Here is a 16640-nt window from a genome sequence, read left to right as displayed (position 1 = left end):
TCACTCGTTCACCGCCATGACCGCATCCTCTTTCGCGCCGAACGTGCGCGCCATCGTCACCGGACATACGCGCGGCCTCGGCGCATCACTCGCCGACCAGCTGCTGCAGGAAGGCGTCGCCGTGCTCGGCGTGTCGCGCAGCCGTCATCCGTCGCTCGCCGCGCAGGCCGGCGATCGCTTCGCCGAAATCGAACTCGACCTGTCGGACACGTCGGCCGTCGCGACGTGGCTGGCCGGCGACACGCTGCGCCGCTTCGTCGACGGCGCATCGATCGTGCTGCTGTTCAACAACGCCGGCATCGTCGACCCGATCGGCCCGCTCGATGCGCAAGACCCGGCGCTCGTCGCGCGCGCGGTCGGCCTGAACGTCGCGGCGCCGCTGATGCTGTCGGCCGCGCTCGAGCAGGCGGCGTCCGCGCCGACCGAATGCCGGATCCTGCACGTGTCGAGCGGCGCCGCGCGCAACGCCTATGCGGGCTGGAGCATCTACTGCGCGACCAAGGCCGCGCTCGACCACCATGCACGGGCGGTCGCGCTCGACGCGAACCGCGCGCTGCGGATCTGCAGCGTCGCGCCGGGCGTCGTCGACACGGGCATGCAGGCGACGATCCGTTCGACGCCGACCGACCGTTTCCCGCTGCGCGAGAAATTCGACGAGCTGAAGGCGAGCGGCGCGCTGTCGACGCCCGAAGCAGCCGCGCGGCAGTTGATCGGCTATGCGCTGAGCGACGCGTTCGGCTCGGTGCCGACGGCCGACGTGCGGGAATTGCCCGCGGCCTGATCCGGGATAGAATTTCGCGGTTGCCTTTCCCCAAGGATCTCCCCGATGGTCACGAAGACCACCGCCCCGTTCCAGCAGATCAAGACGCTCGTTCGCCAGAACGTCGATGCGGGCGACTGGCGCCCGGGGGACCGCATTCCGTCCGAACTCGATCTCGCCGCGCAATTCGGCGTCGCGCGCATGACGGTCAACCGCGCGCTGCGCGAGCTGACGGAGGAAGGCGTGCTCAAGCGCATCGCCGGCGTCGGCACCTTCGTCGCCGAAGTGAAGCCGCAGTCGAACCTGCTGATGATCGCGCACATCCGCGACGAGATTCGCGCACGCGGGCACGAATATCGCTGCCGCGTGCTGAGCCAGTCGCGCGAGCCCGCGTCGTTCGACGTCGCGGCCGCGTTCGGGCTCGCGGTCAACACACCGGTCTTTCACGTGGTGTGCGTGCACGAGGAAAACGGCCGGCCGATCCAGCTCGAAGACCGCTACGTGAATCCGGCCGCCGCGCCGGCATTCATCGACCAGGATTTCCAGGCCGAGCCGCCGTCCGAATACCTGTTCAACAACGTGTCGCACTACGAACTGGAGATCGAGCACGTCGTCGACGCATCGCTGCCGACCAGCGAACAGGCGCGGCTGCTCGACATGCGCGCCGACGAGCCATGCCTCACGCTCACGCGCCGCACGTGGACGAACGGGCTGCCGGTCACATTCGTGCATTTCCTGCATCCGGGCAACCGTTACCGGCTCGGCTCGCGCTTCAAGCCGGGCGCCGGACGTCACCAGACCTGAACCGCCTTCGCCCGTACCTTCACCTGCCCCTTCACCCGCGCCCAAAAACGAGACGGCGCGCCGCCGCCGCTTCATCTCGAAACGGCCGCCGCGCGCGTGATGGGGCGTCAAGCAGCGTGATGTGGCGATATCCGCCGATCAAATCGCGCCGGCCTGCCCCGCGCCGCGCGACCACACGACCGGAAACAGCGGATGCTCGAGCGGCGCGCCGTCCGGCAACTGCTCCGCGAGCCCGGGGAAATCGGGCGACGTCTTCCAGCGGCGCGGCGCGTGACGGATGTCGTCGCCGACGAAGCGGATCGAGAACGCGCGCCGGCGATTCTGCGTGCCGCCCGACGCATGCAGCGTCAGCATCCGGAAGCACACCATGTCACCCGGCTCGAGCGCCCAGTGGCGGATCGGGAACGCGGAACGATCGGCTTCGATGTCCGGCAGGTCGGCCAGGCTGCCTTCCGGAAACCACTTCGCCTCCTTGTCCATGAACGTGCGCGGCATCAGCCACGGCCCCTGATGCGAGCCGGCGACGAATTCCAGCGTCGATTCGAGCGGCACCGGGTCGACCGGAATCCACATGCTGACGTTGTCGTCGCCTTCGATGTTGTAGTACGGCTGGTCCTGGTGCCACGGCGTGCGCTGCCGCGTGCCCGGCTCCTTCACGAGCAGGTGGTCGTGATGCAGGCGCACGGTCTGCGTGCCCATCAGCGCGGCGGCCACCGACGGCGCGGGCGACTTCACGATGAAGTCGCGGTACGCGTCGTTGTGCTGCCAGTTGCAGAAGTCCTCGAAGAACCAGCCCGGGTCGTCGGGCCGGCTCGCGACCTTCGCGCGTTCGCTCGGCTGCGCGAGGTTCGCGTCGATGCCGGCACGCAGCGCGGCTACTTCGTCGGGCGAGAAGATGCCCTTGATGCACACCGCGCCTTCGTCGCGGAAGGCGGCGATCAGTTCGGGCGTCACGGCTTTCGCGACGCGCTCCTGGATACTCGTCATGGGTTGCCTGTCGATTGAATGAATCACGGGGTCACGGGGCCATGAGGTCACGGCGCGGAGGTCAGCTGCTGCTTCTCGCCGTAGATGTCGAAGTCGAAATATTTCGCGGCGATCTTCTGGTACGTGCCGTTCGCGCGGATCGCGACGATCGCGTCGTTCAGCCGCTTCTTCATCGCGGCGTCGCCCTTGCGCACGCCCATCGCGACGCCGTAGCCGGTGATGCGCACGTCGGTCACGTCGGGGCCGGCGAACGCGTAGCCCTTGCCGCGCGGCGTCATCAGGAACGCGTAGCCGGCCTGGGTCTTGTCCTGGAAGGTCGCATCGAGGCGGCCGTTCACGAGATCCTGATACACCTGATCCTGGTTCTGGTACGACACGATCGTCACGCCCTTCGGCGCCCATTCGGCCTTCGCATACGCCTCCTGCGTCGTGCCCTGGTCGATGCCGACGCGCTTGCCGGCGAGCGACGCCGCGGTCGGCAGCAGCTTCGAGCCGACGGGTGCGACGAGTGCGCCCGGCGACGCATACAGCTTGTTCGAGAAGTCGATCTGCTTGAGCCGCTCGTCGGTGGCCGTCATCGCGGACATGATCACGTCGAACTTGCGCGCACGCAGCGCCGGGATCATCCCGTCGAAGCCCTGCTCGACCCACACGCATTTCGCATGCAGCTGCTCGCAGATCGCATTGCGCAGGTCGATGTCGAAGCCGGCGAGCGAGCCGTCGGGCTGCTTCGCCTCGAACGGCGGATAGGTGGGATCGATGCCCCAGCGGATCGTCGCCGTGTCCTGCGCGAACGAGACGAGCGGCGCGAACGCCAGCGCGGATACGACGAGCTTTGCAGTGCGGTTCATGGTGTGTCCTTGTGGTCTCGACGTGGCGCGCGAGCGCCGGGCGTCCGTTGGGGAGCGTCGCGCCGGCACGGTCGGCGCGGTATGCGTAAGACGGGGACTTCGGTGGAACTGCGATGCAGTCTAGACCGCTTGATTTTTGAGCGCAAGCCGGGGAAATGGAGGGTGCGCGGAATGGGGGAAGTCGAACGGGGAAATTGCGCAGGAAGGACGTAATAGCGGGTTTTACGGCGCATTTTCGCCTAATTTACCAAATTTTGTGGTGTTTACCCGATGGAGGCACAGTCCGCGGAGAGTGCTTTTCTGCGAGATATCCACACGGCGGCGCGTCGATGTACTAACGAACGTATCGCTCCGTTCCGGCCGGATAGCCGGGATTCGCGCCCCGGCCTATACCGCACGGATAATCGCCCGAACAAAATCTGCCTTACATGTCGATCCTTCCGGCCCTCAGGAAATCGGCATGCACTCCGTGAAATCGGTCCGATCGTCGCTAGACGGAGGACGGAACTCGATCTGACTCAGCGCCAACTGGCAAAACTCGCCGGCGTGTCGCCCGTTACCTTGAACCGGCTGACATCGACACGATCGACGCGAGCGCGCCGCCGTCGGCGGCCGCCCCGGCCGATGTGACAGTGGTCAACGCAAACGCGCCGATGATCGCGATCCGTTGGAGCAACATCCCGTTTCCTCCTTGCATCCCCATACGCGCCGCCGCGCCCAGGTCCGGCGAAACCGCAATTGCTGGCGACGTCCGGCCATGTTAAAAGTCGCCGCACGCATTTGAAAATGAAATGTTCGAATCCACAGAAGTGTAGAAATGAATAGACCTTTGTTCGACCTCGACCTGCTGCGCGCGCTCGTGATGGTCGCCGATTGCGGCAGCTTCACGACGGCGTCCGCGCGCCTGCATTCGACGCAGTCGACGGTCAGCCAGAAGGTTCGGCGGCTGGAGGAGATCGCCGGTCATCGCCTGCTCGATCGCGGCACGCGCGATGTGCGGCCGACCGACGCCGGCGTGACGGTGCTCAGCTATGCGCGGCGCATGCTCGCGCTGAACGACGAGATGCTGGAAGCGCTGTCGGGCGCGACGGTCGCGCTGACGATCCGGCTCGGCGTGCCCGACGACTTCGCGGCGGGCCGCACGACGCACGTGCTCGCCGCGTTCAGGCGCGATCATCCGCAGGTGAAGCTCGAAGTGATGTGCGGGCTGAGCCGCGACATCAGCGCGGCGTACGATCGCGGCGAGCTCGATCTCGTGCTCATCAAGCAGCGCCGCGACAGCCGCGAGGCGGTGGTGCGCTGGCCGGAGAAACTGCGCTGGATCGACAGCGCGCAGCATCCGACGATCAATCTCGATCCGGTGCCGCTCGTCGTGTTTCCGCCGCGCGGGCTCTATCGCGACGACATGATCAAGGCAATCGAGGAGCGCGGCCGCCGCTGGCGGATCAGCTTCACGACGTCGAGCCTGAGCGGCATCCAGGCGGCCGTCGCGGACGGGCTCGGCATCAGCGTGCTGCCCGCGCGCGTGGTGACCGACGAACACGTGGTGCTGACCGAGAAGGACGGCTTCGCGCCGATCGAGAACATGGACATCGCGATCCTGCATCGGCCGACCGCCGATCCGATGGTCAGCGAGCTGACCAGGACGCTCGCGGCGATGCTGGAGCAAGAGCCGGAGTAAGCGCAAACGCGCGGCGGTGCGGATCGGATTCGACGCGTCTCGCCGAGGATCACGCTGAAAGAGGCCCGATCATACCGGGGCGACGCCGCGCTCAGACCAGCGCGCCGTTGCGCGCGACGATCTTCCCGGACGACACGACGAGCCGCCGGGTCGGCCGCGCGACGACCGCCTCGGCGAACGTCAGTGCATCGACGAGCACGATATCCGCGCGCTTGCCGGCCTCCAGGCCGTAGTCGGCGAAACCGCAACCGCGTGCCGCGCCGTGCGTCACGCAATCGAGCGCGACTTCGAGCGCGTCGTCGCGGCGGAAATCGTTGCGCATGCCGATCAGCATCGCGCGCTCGAGCATGTCGGGCGAACCGTACGGCGTCCACGTGTCGCGCACGCCGTCGTTGCCGCCGATGACGGTCACGCCGGCCGCACGGCACGCGGCAACGGGCGGCACGGGCACCGCGGCCGGCGCGGTGGTGACGATGGCAACGCCGAGGTCGGCCATCCGCGCGAGCAGCGCATCGCGCTCGCGTTCGGCGATATCGCCGAGGCAGAAGCCGTGGCTGATCGTGACCTTGCCCTGCATCCCGTGCGCGGCCGTGCGCTGCAAGATCAGGTCGAGCGAATACGCGCCCATCGAACCGCGCTCGTGCAGGTGCAGATCGAGCCCGCGGCCGTGACGTTCGGCGATGCCGAACAGCACGTCCACCGCCTCGACCGGATCGCCTTCGATCGCGCACGGATCGAGCCCGCCGAGCAGGTCGGCGCCCGCACCGAGCGCGTCGGACAGCAGCGCGGCCGTGCCGGGCCGCTTGAGCACGCCCGACTGCGGAAACGCGACGATCTGGATTTCCACCTGGCCGCGCAGCGTCTCGCGCGTCGCGAGCACGCCGTGCAGATGCCGCAGCCCGGCTTCGGTGTCGACGTCGACGTGCGTGCGGATGCGCGTCGTGCCGGCCGCGAGGAACGCGCGCGACAGCGCGAGCGATGCGGCGCCGGCATCGTGGCCGCTCGTCGCGCGGTAGTTGCGCTCGTTCTCGATGCGGTCGACGAGGCGCGGCCCCACCGCGTTGCGATACCACGGCATCCCCCAGTGCGTCTTGTCGAGGTGCGTGTGGCCTTCGACGAGGCCGGGCAGCGCGAGCGCGCCCGCACCGTCCTCGATCGTGCAGCCGGCGGGGGCGTCGAGCGACGGGCCCACGCGCGCGATGCGATCGTCGTCGATCAGGATGTCGAACGCTTCGTCGGTGTGCGTGCGGACGTTGCGGATCAGCAGGTTCGTCATGTCGGTTCCGGTAGGGTCGGTCAGTGCAGAACCGTCACGATGCGCGCACCGTGACGGCGGTCAGGTCGTTATCGCGTGAAACGCAGCCCGGGTGCGAACGGCGCGGCCGTATCGCTTTCGCCGCGGCGGAACACCCAGCGTTCGGCCGGCACGCCAGCGACGGCCGCTGCCGCATTCGGCGCGCTCACCGCGACGAAGCTCGCGTCGCAGCCCGCCGCGATCCCGTAGTTGTCCTTGCCAATGGCACGCGCGCCGGCATGCGTCGCCATGTCGAGCGCGATGCCGAGCGCTTCGTCGGTATAAAAGCCCGACCGGTAGCCGACCATCATCGCGCGTTGCAGCATGTCGCCGTTGCCGTACGGCCACCATGCGTCGCGGATGTTGTCGTTGCCGGCGAGCACCTGCACGCCCGCGTCGCGCAGTTGCTGCACCGGCGGGAATGCGCAGTCGCCCGGCGCATTGGTGAGGATCGACACGCCGGCATCGGCGAGCGCCGCGGCCGCACGCTCGACGTCGTCGTGGCTCACCTGGCCGAGGGCGTACGCATGGCTCACGTTCACGCGGCCGCCGAGGCCCGCCGCGCGCGTGCGCGCCGCGATCCGCAGCAATTGCGCGATGCCGGTCTCGCCGGGTTCGTGCAGGTGGATGTCGATCTTCGCGCCGCGCTTCTCGGCAATGCCGAACACGATGTCGAGCTGGCCGTCCGCGTCGCCGTCGAGCGTCGTCGGATCGATCCCGCCGACCACGTCCGCGCCTTCGCGCACGGCTGCGTCGAGGATCCCGGCGGTGCCCGGGCACGTCACGACGCCGGCCTGCGGAAACGCGACCAGCTCGATGTCGACGATCCCGCGCCATTGTTCGCGCGCGGCCATCACGGCGTGCAGGTCCGACAGGCCCGTCGTCGCGTCGACGTCGACGTGGCTGCGCATCGCGATCGTGCCGAATGCGGCGGCCTGCGCGATCAGCGCATTGGCGCGCTCGACGATCGCCGGCGCCGCCGCAAGCTGGCGCTTCTCGACCGCGAGCCGCTCGCGCAGCGAGCCGGCCGATTCGTGCGGCACCCATCGATCGCCGACGAAGCTCTTGTCGAGATGGATGTGGCCGTCGACGAAGCCGGGCAGCACGACGCGCCCGCCGAGGTCGATCGTTTCCGCGCCGGGCGTGGCCGTGCAATCGGCGCCGATCCGGACGAAGCGGCCGTCCTGGACGACGAGGTTGACGGGCTGGCCGCCGGCATCGACGGCGTTGGTGAAGAAACGATCGGTGGTCATGACTCGGAATGTAGGTGGGGCGGTCGCTGCGCGACGTCGACGCGGACAGGGGAACGAACCGCGGCCGACACGGCGCGACCGTCGGCAGGCAATCCGGTCACGATATCGGACGGGCCGGCCAGTGACCAATTAAATGTCGCGATGCCGCGCATTCGATTTCGCGATGTGCGGCGGGCGCGCCCGCGTGGTGTGGCGAGGGGATGGGGCGCGATCATGCGTGAAGCGCGACGCGGAGCCCGATGCCCCGCACGCCGCGACGCCTGTCCCGGCGGCGAGTTGCGCGGCAACAGACTTTACACGTTGTTACCCGGCCACACCGGACGCGCATCCGCCCATTCCTTATACTCACGCCGAGTTCGCCACCCGTCCCGGTATTCGTCGGCGAACACGTTGCCGATGCAGGAAACACCATGATGCGCATGCCTTCCACGAAGACCGTTCTGTTCGCCTCGCTCGTCGCCGTGGCGGCGCTTCCGCTGACCGCCTGCGTCGCACCGGGTTATTACGGCGCGCAACCGGGCTATCCGCAACAGCAATACGCGACGCCCGGTTACGCGCAGCCCACGTATTCGCAGCCGGGCTACGTGCAACCGCAACAGCCGGCGTATCCGAACCAGGCACCGCAGCCGTACGACCAGTACGGCAACCCGCAGCAATACGGGTCGCAGCCTTACGCGAACCCGCAGCCGTATGGCGGCCAGTACGGCAACGGCTACGGCACGCAATACGGCACGGTCTCGAACATCGTGCCGGTCAGAGGCTCGGTCGGAACGTCGGGCGTCGCGGGCACCGTCGTCGGCGCGCTGGTCGGCGGCGTGCTGGGCAACCAGTTCGGCCGCGGCCACGGCCGCGATGCGGCGACGGTGATCGGCGCGCTCGGCGGTGCCGTCGCCGGCAACCAGATCGGCCAGCAGATGGGCGCGGCGCAACCGCCGAGCAGCTACCGGATCGACGTGCAGCTCAGCGACGGCTCGACGCGCTCGTTCGACGTGCAGTCGCCGGGCGACCTGCACCCGGGCGATCGCGTGCAGATCAACGGCAGTCAGCTCTCGCGGTATTGAACAAGTCGTGCTGATGCAGGACGTACCGATGCAGGTCGTGCGCATCTGAACCGCTCGTGCGCATCTGAACCGCTCGTGCGCACCTGATCCGTTCGTACGCACCTGATCCGATCGGTCGCACCTGATCCGGTCGGGCGCACCTAATCCGGTCGGGCGCACCTGATCCGGTCGGGCGCGCCTGAGCCGATCGGGCGCGCCGCGTGTTTCTCCCTTGTTTCTCCCGCACGCTTCACGTACTTCGCGCGCTCGACGCGTCGTGCCGGCCCGGCTCGACGGCGGGCGCGCTTCATCCCCAACGCTCCTTGAGCCGCACGGCGCGCGCGCTTCAGTTCCCCTGCCTTCGTGAACCCGGCACGGCGCACCTGCCGCGCGTCGCGCTCGTATCAGCCAACGCGCCGGACCCTCACACCCGCTCGGCCGCCAGCGCGACGCGCGTCGAATGCGCGGCCGCCTGCAGACGCCGCGATCGCCGGTAGATCATCGCCAGCAGCACGAGCAGCCCCGTGCCGACGTACAACGACCCGCGCGTGGCCGCATCGACGCCGAGCATCACGAACACGAATACGACGAACGCGAGGCAGATCCACGACGTGGCCGGCGCACATGGCATCCGGAACGCCGGCGTCACGCCGCGCGCGGCCATCACGCGCCGGAACTGCATGTGGGTCAGCACGATCATCGCCCAGATCACGGCCACGTCGAACGACAGGAACGACATCAGCCAGCCGAACACGCGCGCGGGAATCACGTAGTTCAGCAGCACGCCGACCGACATCAACAACACGGTCGCGCCGACCGCGCGCGACGGCGAGCCGCTCGCGCTCAGCGTCGCGAACGGCGCGGGCGCGAGGCCGTTGCCGGCCATGCTCGACAGCATCCGCGCGCCGCTGAACACGATGCAGTTGAAGCTCGACAGCGCGGCCGTGACGACCACGAAGTTGACGACGCCGGCCGCCTGCCTCAGCCCGAGCGATTCGAACGTGGTGACGAACGGGCTGCCGTGCTCGCCGAGCTCGTTCCACGGGTACAGCGCCATGATGATGAACAGCGCGCCGACGTAGAAGATCAGGATGCGCCACAGCACCGAATTGATCGCCCGCGGAATCGCCTTCTGCGGGTCGCGCGCCTCGCCGGCCGTGAGGCCGATCATCTCGACTCCCGCGAACGAATACGCGACGATCGGCAGCGCGCTCACGAGCCCGAGCACGCCGTGCGGGAACACGCCGCCATGCCGCCACAGGTTCGACAGGCCGACCGGCTCGCCGTGATGGCCGATGCCCGTGAACACGATCAGCGCGCCGCCCGCGATCATCAGCAGGATCGTCCCGACCTTCACGAGCGCGAACCAGAATTCCAGCTCGCCGTACACCTTCACGTTCAGCAGGTTGAAGCCGGCGATCGCGGCGATCGCCAACACGACCCAGAGCCACTGCGGCACCGCCGGAAACCAGAATCCCATGTAGATGCCGACGGCCGTCGTCTCCGCGACACCGACGCCGACCATGAACAGCCAGTAGGTCCAGCCGACCAGATAGCCGGCGAACGGCCCGAGGTATTCGAACGCATACGCGCCGAACGAGCCGGACACCGGCCGGTGCACGGCCATCTCGCCGAGCGCGCGCATGATCAGGAAGATCATCGCGCCGCCGATCAGGTACGCGACCAGTGCGCCGGGCCCGGCCGCGCGGATCGCGGACGCCGAGCCGAGGAACAGGCCGACGCCGATGGCCATCCCGAGCGCCATGAACGAGATCTGGCGCGCGCCGAGCTCGCGCCGCATCGTGTGCTGTTGCATGTTGTCTCCAGTCGTGGATCGTCGCGGCTCGCCGGATCGGACGGCCGCTGGGCGGGCACCCCGACGTCGTGCGCGGGGCCCGTTGCATCGCGCGGCGCCGGGTTCAGCGGCCGTGCAGAAAGCGTTCGACGCGAAACGGCGTCGGGTCGACGAACGGCTGCGTGCCGGTCATCAGATCGGCGATCAGCCGCCCGGTGACGGGGCCGAGCGTGAAACCGTGGTGCGCATGTCCGAACGCGAACCACAGATCGCGATGGCGCGGCGCCGCGCCGATCACCGGCAGCATGTCGGGCGTGCATGGGCGGCGGCCGAGCCACGGCGCGCTATCCACGCGCGCGCCGAGCGGGAACAGCTCGCGCGCGACCGGCTCGACGGCGGCGAGCTGCGTCGGCGTCGGCGGCGTGTCGCGATAGCCGAGCTCGACGCCGGTCGTCAGGCGGATGCCGCGCGTCATCGGCGTGATCAGGAAGCCGCTGTCGGCATCGAGCACGGGCCGGTTCAGCCGCGCGCCGGGCTGCGCCGCATAGTGCATGTGGTAGCCGCGCTTGACCGCGAGCGGCAGCCTATAGCCGAGCCGTTCGCACAGCAGGTCCGACCACGGGCCCAGCGCGACGACCGCGGCGCGCGCGTCGAGCGGACCTTCGTCGGTGTCGACACGCCAGCCGTTCGCGGCCGACAGCGTCAGCGCATCGCCGGTCACGACGCGCCCGCCGAGCTGCTCGAAGTGCCGCGCATACGCGGTGACGAGTCCGTTCGGATCGCTGATCGAATCGGAGCCCGGATAGCGCAGCGCGCCGATCAGCGCGCGGCTCAGGTTCGGCTCCGCGTCGCGCAGCGTGGCGGCGTCGAGCGCGTCGAAGGTCACGCCGTATTCCGCGTGCCAGCGCTCGGCGTCGCGAGTTTCGGCGTCGCGCGTCGCGGCGGTGCGAAACACCTTGAGCCAGCCGCCTTCGCGCAGCAGCGCACCGGCGCCGGCCGCGTCGATCAGCGCACGATGCTCGGTCACGCAGTGCTCGATCAGCGGCGCATAGGCGCGCGCGATCTCGGCGTGGCGCGCCGGATGCGAATTGCGCCAGTAGCGATACAGGAACGGGATGAGCTTCGGCAGCGCGGCCGGGTGATAGCGCACGTCCGGCGAGCGGTTGCACGCGTATTTGAGCAGCGTGCCGAAGCCGCGCGGAAACGCGTACGGATACACGCCTTCGCGCTGGATCAGCCCGGCATTGCCGAGCGACGTTTCGTTGCCGGGCGCGTTGCGATCCACGAGCGCGACCGACAGGCCGCGCTGCTGCAGGTGGACGGCGACCGACACGCCGATCATGCCGCCGCCCAGGACGAGCGTATCGAACTTCATCGGAAAACTCCTCGGGCGTGCGGCGCGCGCGTCACGCGAGCGCGGTGACGGCGATCTCGACGTCGAGACCGGGCTTCATCAGCAGCGCCTGCACGCACGCGCGGGTCGGCGCGTGGCCGGCCGGCACCCACGCATCCCACACCGCATTGAACGCGTCGAAGTGCGCCGCGTCGCTGAGCCACACGTTGGCCGTCAACACGCGCGTCTTGTCGACGCCGGCCGACGCGAGCAGCGCGTCGATGCGCGTGAGGATTTCGGTCGCCTGCACGGCGATCGGCGCGCCGGCGGTGTCGGGCACCTGGCCGGCCAGATGGACGATGCCGTTGGCGATCACGACCTGGCTCATGCGCGGGCCGGTGTGCAGACGTTTGATGTCAGTGGACATGAATTGCACCTTCGCAGGTCCGGCCACCACGGGCCGGTTGAATCGGGGAATGGTCCGGCAAAACCAACGGACCGGAAAGCACCGCCGGACGGTCGCGACTCGGGCCTGTCGCATGGGCTGCGGCGAGTTTCGCGTCGTCCGATGCTAGAGTGGCCGTCACGCCCGCCGTTGGCGATCTCGACGAAAATTATCATATACGAGAAAATTTATTCTCGTATACGACAAAACCCGTATTCACGCCGCGCCCGTTTTCGCATGCCCAAATCCACTGCCCCTGCTGCTCCACTAGCCGACGACGCCCCGCCGCAGCTCGACCACCAGACGGTCGGCGCGCGGCTGCGCGACGCCCGCAAGTCGCGCGGCCTGACGCTCGCGCAGTTGTCCGAGCGCTCCGGTATCGCGGTCTCGACGATTTCGAAGGCGGAGCGCGGCGACATCGCGCTCACCTACGACAAGTTCGCGGCGCTCACGCACGCGCTCGCGCTCGATTTCGACACGATGTTCGGCCGCGCCGCGCCAGCCGGCGCGATGACCCCGTCGTTCACGCCGGCCGGCCAGCAGATGGTCTACGACACGCCGAACTACGCGTACGGGATGCTCGCGAACGACCTGACCGGCAAACGGATGGTGCCGGTGCGCGGGCGCATCCATGCACGCAAGCTGTCCGACTTCGCCGACTACATCCGGCACAGCGGCGAGGAGTTCGTGTTCGTGCTGAGCGGCGAGCTGGAAGTGCGCTTCGAGAACGGCCATGCGTACCGGCTCGGCACCGGCGACAGCCTCTATTTCGACAGCGCGGTCGGGCACGTGTACCTGAGCCTCGGCGACAACGATGCCGAAGTGCTCGCGTGCTGCGTCGACGGCGACGCGCGGCGGCCGCGCGACGCTATCTGACCGGCACGACGCGCCATTACCATCGAGCGCGCGAGCGATGCGCGTCCGTCGATCACGGAGAACCCGAGCTCGAGCTCGCCGTAGTGCTTCACGCTCGCGACGCGGGTATCGGTCAGGCGCAGCGCGTGGTCGCTCGAAACCGCACAGCGGGCAGCACCGAATCCGATTAGCATTGACGTTCGCGGCCGCGCGCCACGCAGCCGATGCCGGCGCCCGCCCGGCCCACGACTACGTCAACCGATGATCACGATCCGCCTGCTCGACGCCGCCGATGCGGCGCAATTCCAGTCCGTCCGCCTTCGCGCGGTCGACACGTCGCCGACCTCGTTCCTGCCGACCCGCGACGAAGAAGCCGGCGTGTCGGTCGACGAATTCGCGGCGCGCATCACGTCCACCCACGAGCGCGCCGTGTTCGGCGCATTCGACGACGCATCGCTCGTCGGCATCACCGGCGTGCGCCGCGATGCGCGCGCTAAGGTCTCGCACAAGGCGACGATCTGGGGCGTGTTCGTCGATCCCGCGTATCGCGGGCGCGGCATTGCGCAATCGCTGCTCGACAGCGCGACCGCGCATGCGGCGCAAGCGTGGCAGTGCAAGCAACTGATGCTGTGCGTAAACGAGATCAACGGCACCGCGGAACGGTTGTACGCGTCGCAAGGGTTCGTGCGGTTCGGCACGGAACCGCGCTCGCTGTTCGTCGACGGCCGCTTCTACGATGAACGTCACATGGTGAAGGCGCTCGCGTAACGCGTTGCGGTGACGGATGGGCTGCAGCGATCACGCATCGCGTGTCGATGAGGTGAGAAGTCACTGCCGCGATCTGCGTGGATCGGGGGCTGCCGCAGCGAGCGCGTGCGACGCGCATCGACGCAAGTGCGTCGACCCGTGCCGGCAGCTGCACGCGCCGTGCGTATGCACCCGGCCCGGAATCGCGCCGGGCAAGTTGGCGCGGGTGCCGGTGGGCGCGCACTCACATCTAGGGTCGTCACCACAGAGACATGTCGTCGTATGTTTATGCGCACAAACCTCGCCGACATGCCCCGCCCGACGACGCCCGGCGGGGCACACTGCGCTACTGCTCCGTTACGGCAACCTGCGCTGCTGCCGGCTCGCGTCCGGCCGACGCGGCCGGTTCGAACACCAGCACCACCCTGGCCGGATACCGGCCGCCCGAGGGCGCCGCGGTCCCGTGCACGGCCGGCGCAGGCGCGCTGATCGTCAAGTCGCGGGTTTCGTCGTAGCCGTCGAAACCGTCGTGGCTGCGCTTCATCAGCCTGACGGCGCGGCCGGCACCGGGCACCATGTCCACACTGCCTGCGCGATCCGTCAGCACGATCTTCGTATCGGCCATCGGCTGCAACAGCACGACATTGATATCGGGACCCGTCGTGCGTACGCGGATCGGCAGCGTCGCGCCGACGATCTGCGGCGCACGGTCGGTCGCGCTCAGTTCGACCACGTCGTTCAACGCCGAGTCGTCCGGCTTCGACGCGAACAGGCTATCGCCGATGTGCGCGGTCAGCGTGATCTTCTTGACGACCGCCTGCGGCGACGTCGGCCCGGCGTGCGCGAGGCCGGTCAATGCGCCGCAAGCGGCGAGTGCGGCGAGATGTTTGTGGATCTTCATCGTGTGGCTCCGCATTCAGCATGGTTGAAATCCGGGTGCCGAAAAATACCGGCCTATTTCGAGCGCCCGACTCCGCCATTGCATCAGCCATCCGGTATTTGCTTATCCCGAAATTAGCGTGCAACGCCCCGTGGAATGCGGTACGCCCAGCCGTGCGCGCGTGCGATCGACGCGGCCTCAGGCCACTGCAATCGCGTGTCCGATACGCTTCTCAGCCAGCAACGACGGTATCCGACGGACCGCGTTCGGCGCGGCATATCACCACGATAGCGCGCGCGATCCGGCGCCATAATCCATGAAAACCTTCACGGTTCCGGCGCATTTCCATTTACCTTCGCAATCTCGAAATCAAATAGAAACACACCGTGAGCCGATGTCCCGTGGGCACCGCGGTTGGTAATTGCGCGTCTGTTCAGCCCCCTGCCGCCCGCGCTATCGTTACACCACCTTCACAGCCCCAGGAGCTGCCTTTGCCTTCCCGCCACGGAGTCGACCTCATCCGCGCCCGCGCGCTGTTCGATCGCGAGCGCCGTGCGTTCACCGAAGCCATGCCGAGATCCCGCGCGTTGTCCGCGGAAGCGGCCGAGCACCTGCTCTTCGGCGTGCCGTTGCACTGGATGCAGGACTGGTCGACGCCGTTCTCGCTGGTCGTGAAGGAAGCGCGCGGCGCGACGTTCACCGACGTCGACGGCCATCGCTACGCTGACTTCTGCCTCGGCGACACCGGCGCGATGTTCGGCCATGCGCCGGAGCCGGTCGCACGCGCGCTCGCCGAACAGGCGACGCGCGGCTATACGACGATGCTGCCGAGCGAGGACGCCGCGTGGGTGTCGCGCGAACTCGCGCGCCGCTTCGGGCTGCCGGTCTGGCAGTTCGCGCTGAGCGCGAGCGACGCAAACCGCTTCGTGCTGCGCTGGGCGCGCGCGGCCACCGGCCGCAACACGATCGTCGTGTTCAACGGCTGCTATCACGGCACGGTCGACGACGTGTTCGTCGATCTCGTCGACGGCCGCCCGGTGCAGCGCGACAGCCTGCTCGGGCAATCGTACGACCTGCTCGCGAACACGCGCGTCGTGGAGTTCAACGATCTCGACGCGCTCGAAGCGGCGCTGAAGGACGGCGACGTCGCGTGCGTGCTCGCGGAACCGGCGATGACGAACATCGGCATGGTGCTGCCCGAACCGGGCTTCTGGGACGCCGCGCGCGAACTGACGCGCCGCTACGGCACGCTGCTCGTGATCGACGAAACGCACACGATCAGCAGCGGCCCGGGCGGCTACGCGGTCGCGCACGGCCTCGAACCGGACGTGCTGGTGGTCGGCAAGCCGATCGCGGGCGGCGTGCCGTGCGCGGTGTACGGCTTCAGCGCCGAATTCGCGGAACGCGCGAAAGCGGCGAAGCTGAACGCGCCGCCCGGCCATTCCGGGATCGGCACGACGCTCACCGCGAACATGCTGGCGATGCACGCGATGCGCGCGACGCTCGCCGAAGTCGCGACCGACGCCGCGTATGCACGCATGTTCGAACTGGCCGCGCGGCTCGCCGCCGGGCTCGAACAGGCGATCGCGAAACACCGGTTGCCGTGGTGCGTGACGCGCATCGGCGCGCGCACCGAGTTCCAGTTCACGCCCACGCCGCCGCGCAACGGCACGATCGCCGGCGAACAGCTCGACAGCGAGCTGGAGCACATCGTGCATCTGTACCTGCTGAACCGCGGCGTGCTGATCACGCCGTTCCACAACATGATGCTGGTGTGTCCGCAGACGACGGCAGAAGACGTCGACACGCTGGTCGCGCAGTTCGACGCGTGCCTGGGGGAGCTGGTTTGACGTGATCCAACGTGCGTCCGGCTCGCCTGCATCGGCCGGCCAGGGCGCACGCGCGCCACTATTTC

16 protein-coding genes and 1 pseudogene are annotated in these 16640 nt (G+C 68.4%); 8 read left to right on the top strand and 9 right to left on the bottom strand.

Going from position 1 to position 16640, the window contains the following annotated elements; all coding sequences use genetic code 11:
* Positions 1–16: 16 nt before the first annotated feature.
* Both O1Q03_RS10520 and hutC read left to right on the top strand, forming a co-directional pair.
* Complete coding sequence (locus O1Q03_RS10520; RefSeq protein ID WP_269503246.1) at positions 17–781, top strand: SDR family oxidoreductase; 765 nt, start codon at positions 17–19, stop codon at positions 779–781.
* A gap of 45 nt (positions 782–826) precedes the next feature.
* Positions 827–1564 (top strand): histidine utilization repressor, encoded by a 738-nt coding sequence (gene hutC, locus O1Q03_RS10515; protein WP_269503245.1) that lies wholly within the window; start codon positions 827–829, stop codon positions 1562–1564.
* Between the two features lie 138 nt (positions 1565–1702).
* Here hutC and O1Q03_RS10510 read toward each other — a convergent pair whose 3' ends face one another.
* Positions 1703–2551, bottom strand: coding sequence for a phytanoyl-CoA dioxygenase family protein (locus tag O1Q03_RS10510; RefSeq protein WP_269503243.1), 849 nt, complete (start codon positions 2549–2551; stop codon positions 1703–1705).
* Positions 2552–2598: 47 nt separating this feature from the next.
* Positions 2599–3402: an ABC transporter substrate-binding protein gene (locus O1Q03_RS10505; RefSeq protein WP_269503242.1), complete on the bottom strand. Its 804-nt coding sequence runs from the start codon at positions 3400–3402 to the stop codon at positions 2599–2601.
* A gap of 270 nt (positions 3403–3672) precedes the next feature.
* On the opposite strand from O1Q03_RS10505, the pseudogene O1Q03_RS10500 reads away from it, so the two are divergent.
* Positions 3673–3936, top strand: a pseudogene (locus tag O1Q03_RS10500) (hypothetical protein); the annotation flags it as partial.
* Positions 3937–3958: 22 nt separating this feature from the next.
* On the opposite strand, the gene O1Q03_RS10495 reads toward O1Q03_RS10500, so the two are convergent.
* Positions 3959–4081 (bottom strand): hypothetical protein, encoded by a 123-nt coding sequence (locus O1Q03_RS10495; RefSeq protein ID WP_269503430.1) that lies wholly within the window; start codon positions 4079–4081, stop codon positions 3959–3961.
* A 138-nt stretch (positions 4082–4219) separates the two neighbouring features.
* On the opposite strand from O1Q03_RS10495, the gene O1Q03_RS10490 reads away from it, so the two are divergent.
* The gene (locus O1Q03_RS10490) at positions 4220–5083 is read left to right on the top strand and encodes a LysR family transcriptional regulator (RefSeq protein WP_269503240.1); all 864 of its coding nucleotides are present in this window, start codon (positions 4220–4222) and stop codon (positions 5081–5083) included.
* Between the two features lie 91 nt (positions 5084–5174).
* Here O1Q03_RS10490 and O1Q03_RS10485 read toward each other — a convergent pair whose 3' ends face one another.
* Both O1Q03_RS10485 and O1Q03_RS10480 read right to left on the bottom strand, forming a co-directional pair.
* The gene (locus O1Q03_RS10485) at positions 5175–6359 is read right to left on the bottom strand and encodes an amidohydrolase family protein (RefSeq protein WP_269503238.1); all 1185 of its coding nucleotides are present in this window, start codon (positions 6357–6359) and stop codon (positions 5175–5177) included.
* A gap of 68 nt (positions 6360–6427) precedes the next feature.
* Entirely contained in the window at positions 6428–7630 is a 1203-nt protein-coding gene (locus O1Q03_RS10480) for an amidohydrolase family protein (RefSeq protein WP_269503237.1), read from the bottom strand.
* A 410-nt stretch (positions 7631–8040) separates the two neighbouring features.
* Here O1Q03_RS10480 and O1Q03_RS10475 point away from each other — a divergent pair, with 410 nt between their 5' ends.
* Positions 8041–8691, top strand: coding sequence for a glycine zipper 2TM domain-containing protein (locus tag O1Q03_RS10475; protein WP_269503236.1), 651 nt, complete (start codon positions 8041–8043; stop codon positions 8689–8691).
* A gap of 403 nt (positions 8692–9094) precedes the next feature.
* Here the strand turns inward: O1Q03_RS10475 and O1Q03_RS10470 are convergent, their stop codons facing one another.
* The 3 genes from O1Q03_RS10470 to O1Q03_RS10460 all read right to left on the bottom strand — a co-directional run bounded on the left by O1Q03_RS10470 (position 9095) and on the right by O1Q03_RS10460 (position 12225).
* Entirely contained in the window at positions 9095–10486 is a 1392-nt protein-coding gene (locus tag O1Q03_RS10470) for an amino acid permease (RefSeq protein ID WP_269503235.1), read from the bottom strand.
* Between the two features lie 103 nt (positions 10487–10589).
* Positions 10590–11840, bottom strand: a complete 1251-nt coding sequence (locus O1Q03_RS10465; RefSeq protein ID WP_269503233.1) for an NAD(P)/FAD-dependent oxidoreductase — start codon at positions 11838–11840, stop codon at positions 10590–10592.
* Positions 11841–11871: 31 nt separating this feature from the next.
* Positions 11872–12225: a RidA family protein gene (locus O1Q03_RS10460; RefSeq protein WP_269503231.1), complete on the bottom strand. Its 354-nt coding sequence runs from the start codon at positions 12223–12225 to the stop codon at positions 11872–11874.
* 255 nt (positions 12226–12480) lie between these two features.
* On the opposite strand from O1Q03_RS10460, the gene O1Q03_RS10455 reads away from it, so the two are divergent.
* Together O1Q03_RS10455 and O1Q03_RS10450 are read left to right on the top strand one after the other, a co-directional pair.
* Positions 12481–13119 carry a helix-turn-helix domain-containing protein gene (locus O1Q03_RS10455; RefSeq protein ID WP_269503229.1) on the top strand — a complete coding sequence of 213 codons (639 nt, stop codon included), beginning with the start codon at positions 12481–12483 and terminating at the stop codon, positions 13117–13119.
* 240 nt (positions 13120–13359) lie between these two features.
* On the top strand, positions 13360–13866 hold the full coding sequence (locus O1Q03_RS10450; protein ID WP_269503228.1) for a GNAT family N-acetyltransferase: 507 nt from the start codon (positions 13360–13362) through the stop codon (positions 13864–13866).
* A gap of 325 nt (positions 13867–14191) precedes the next feature.
* Here the strand turns inward: O1Q03_RS10450 and O1Q03_RS10445 are convergent, their stop codons facing one another.
* Positions 14192–14746: a hypothetical protein gene (locus tag O1Q03_RS10445; protein WP_269503227.1), complete on the bottom strand. Its 555-nt coding sequence runs from the start codon at positions 14744–14746 to the stop codon at positions 14192–14194.
* A 470-nt stretch (positions 14747–15216) separates the two neighbouring features.
* Here O1Q03_RS10445 and O1Q03_RS10440 point away from each other — a divergent pair, with 470 nt between their 5' ends.
* Positions 15217–16575, top strand: coding sequence for an aspartate aminotransferase family protein (locus O1Q03_RS10440; protein WP_269503225.1), 1359 nt, complete (start codon positions 15217–15219; stop codon positions 16573–16575).
* Positions 16576–16640: the final 65 nt, after the last annotated feature.

Source organism: Burkholderia sp. IMCC1007, assembly GCF_027257875.1.
Lineage (GTDB): Bacteria > Pseudomonadota > Gammaproteobacteria > Burkholderiales > Burkholderiaceae > Burkholderia.
The sequence above is the reverse complement of the archived record's forward strand: the minus strand, read 5'-3'. Positions and strand labels throughout refer to the sequence as shown.

Excerpts from the sequence above, each read along its gene's own strand:
- O1Q03_RS10460 (WP_269503231.1), bottom strand. The coding sequence starts at position 12,225 with ATGTCCACTGACATCAAACGTCTGCACACCGGCCCGCGCATGAGCCAG.
- O1Q03_RS10465 (WP_269503233.1), bottom strand. The coding sequence starts at position 11,840 with ATGAAGTTCGATACGCTCGTCCTGGGCGGCGGCATGATCGGCGTGTCG.
- O1Q03_RS10450 (WP_269503228.1), top strand. The coding sequence starts at position 13,360 with ATGATCACGATCCGCCTGCTCGACGCCGCCGATGCGGCGCAATTCCAG.
- O1Q03_RS10495 (WP_269503430.1), bottom strand. The coding sequence starts at position 4,081 with ATGTTGCTCCAACGGATCGCGATCATCGGCGCGTTTGCGTTGACCACT.
- O1Q03_RS10455 (WP_269503229.1), top strand. The coding sequence starts at position 12,481 with ATGCCCAAATCCACTGCCCCTGCTGCTCCACTAGCCGACGACGCCCCG.
- O1Q03_RS10470 (WP_269503235.1), bottom strand. The coding sequence starts at position 10,486 with ATGCAACAGCACACGATGCGGCGCGAGCTCGGCGCGCGCCAGATCTCG.
- O1Q03_RS10445 (WP_269503227.1), bottom strand. The coding sequence starts at position 14,746 with ATGAAGATCCACAAACATCTCGCCGCACTCGCCGCTTGCGGCGCATTG.
- O1Q03_RS10480 (WP_269503237.1), bottom strand. The coding sequence starts at position 7,630 with ATGACCACCGATCGTTTCTTCACCAACGCCGTCGATGCCGGCGGCCAG.
- O1Q03_RS10475 (WP_269503236.1), top strand. The coding sequence starts at position 8,041 with ATGATGCGCATGCCTTCCACGAAGACCGTTCTGTTCGCCTCGCTCGTC.
- O1Q03_RS10485 (WP_269503238.1), bottom strand. The coding sequence starts at position 6,359 with ATGACGAACCTGCTGATCCGCAACGTCCGCACGCACACCGACGAAGCG.
- O1Q03_RS10510 (WP_269503243.1), bottom strand. The coding sequence starts at position 2,551 with ATGACGAGTATCCAGGAGCGCGTCGCGAAAGCCGTGACGCCCGAACTG.
- O1Q03_RS10505 (WP_269503242.1), bottom strand. The coding sequence starts at position 3,402 with ATGAACCGCACTGCAAAGCTCGTCGTATCCGCGCTGGCGTTCGCGCCG.
- O1Q03_RS10520 (WP_269503246.1), top strand. The coding sequence starts at position 17 with ATGACCGCATCCTCTTTCGCGCCGAACGTGCGCGCCATCGTCACCGGA.
- hutC (WP_269503245.1), top strand. The coding sequence starts at position 827 with ATGGTCACGAAGACCACCGCCCCGTTCCAGCAGATCAAGACGCTCGTT.
- O1Q03_RS10490 (WP_269503240.1), top strand. The coding sequence starts at position 4,220 with ATGAATAGACCTTTGTTCGACCTCGACCTGCTGCGCGCGCTCGTGATG.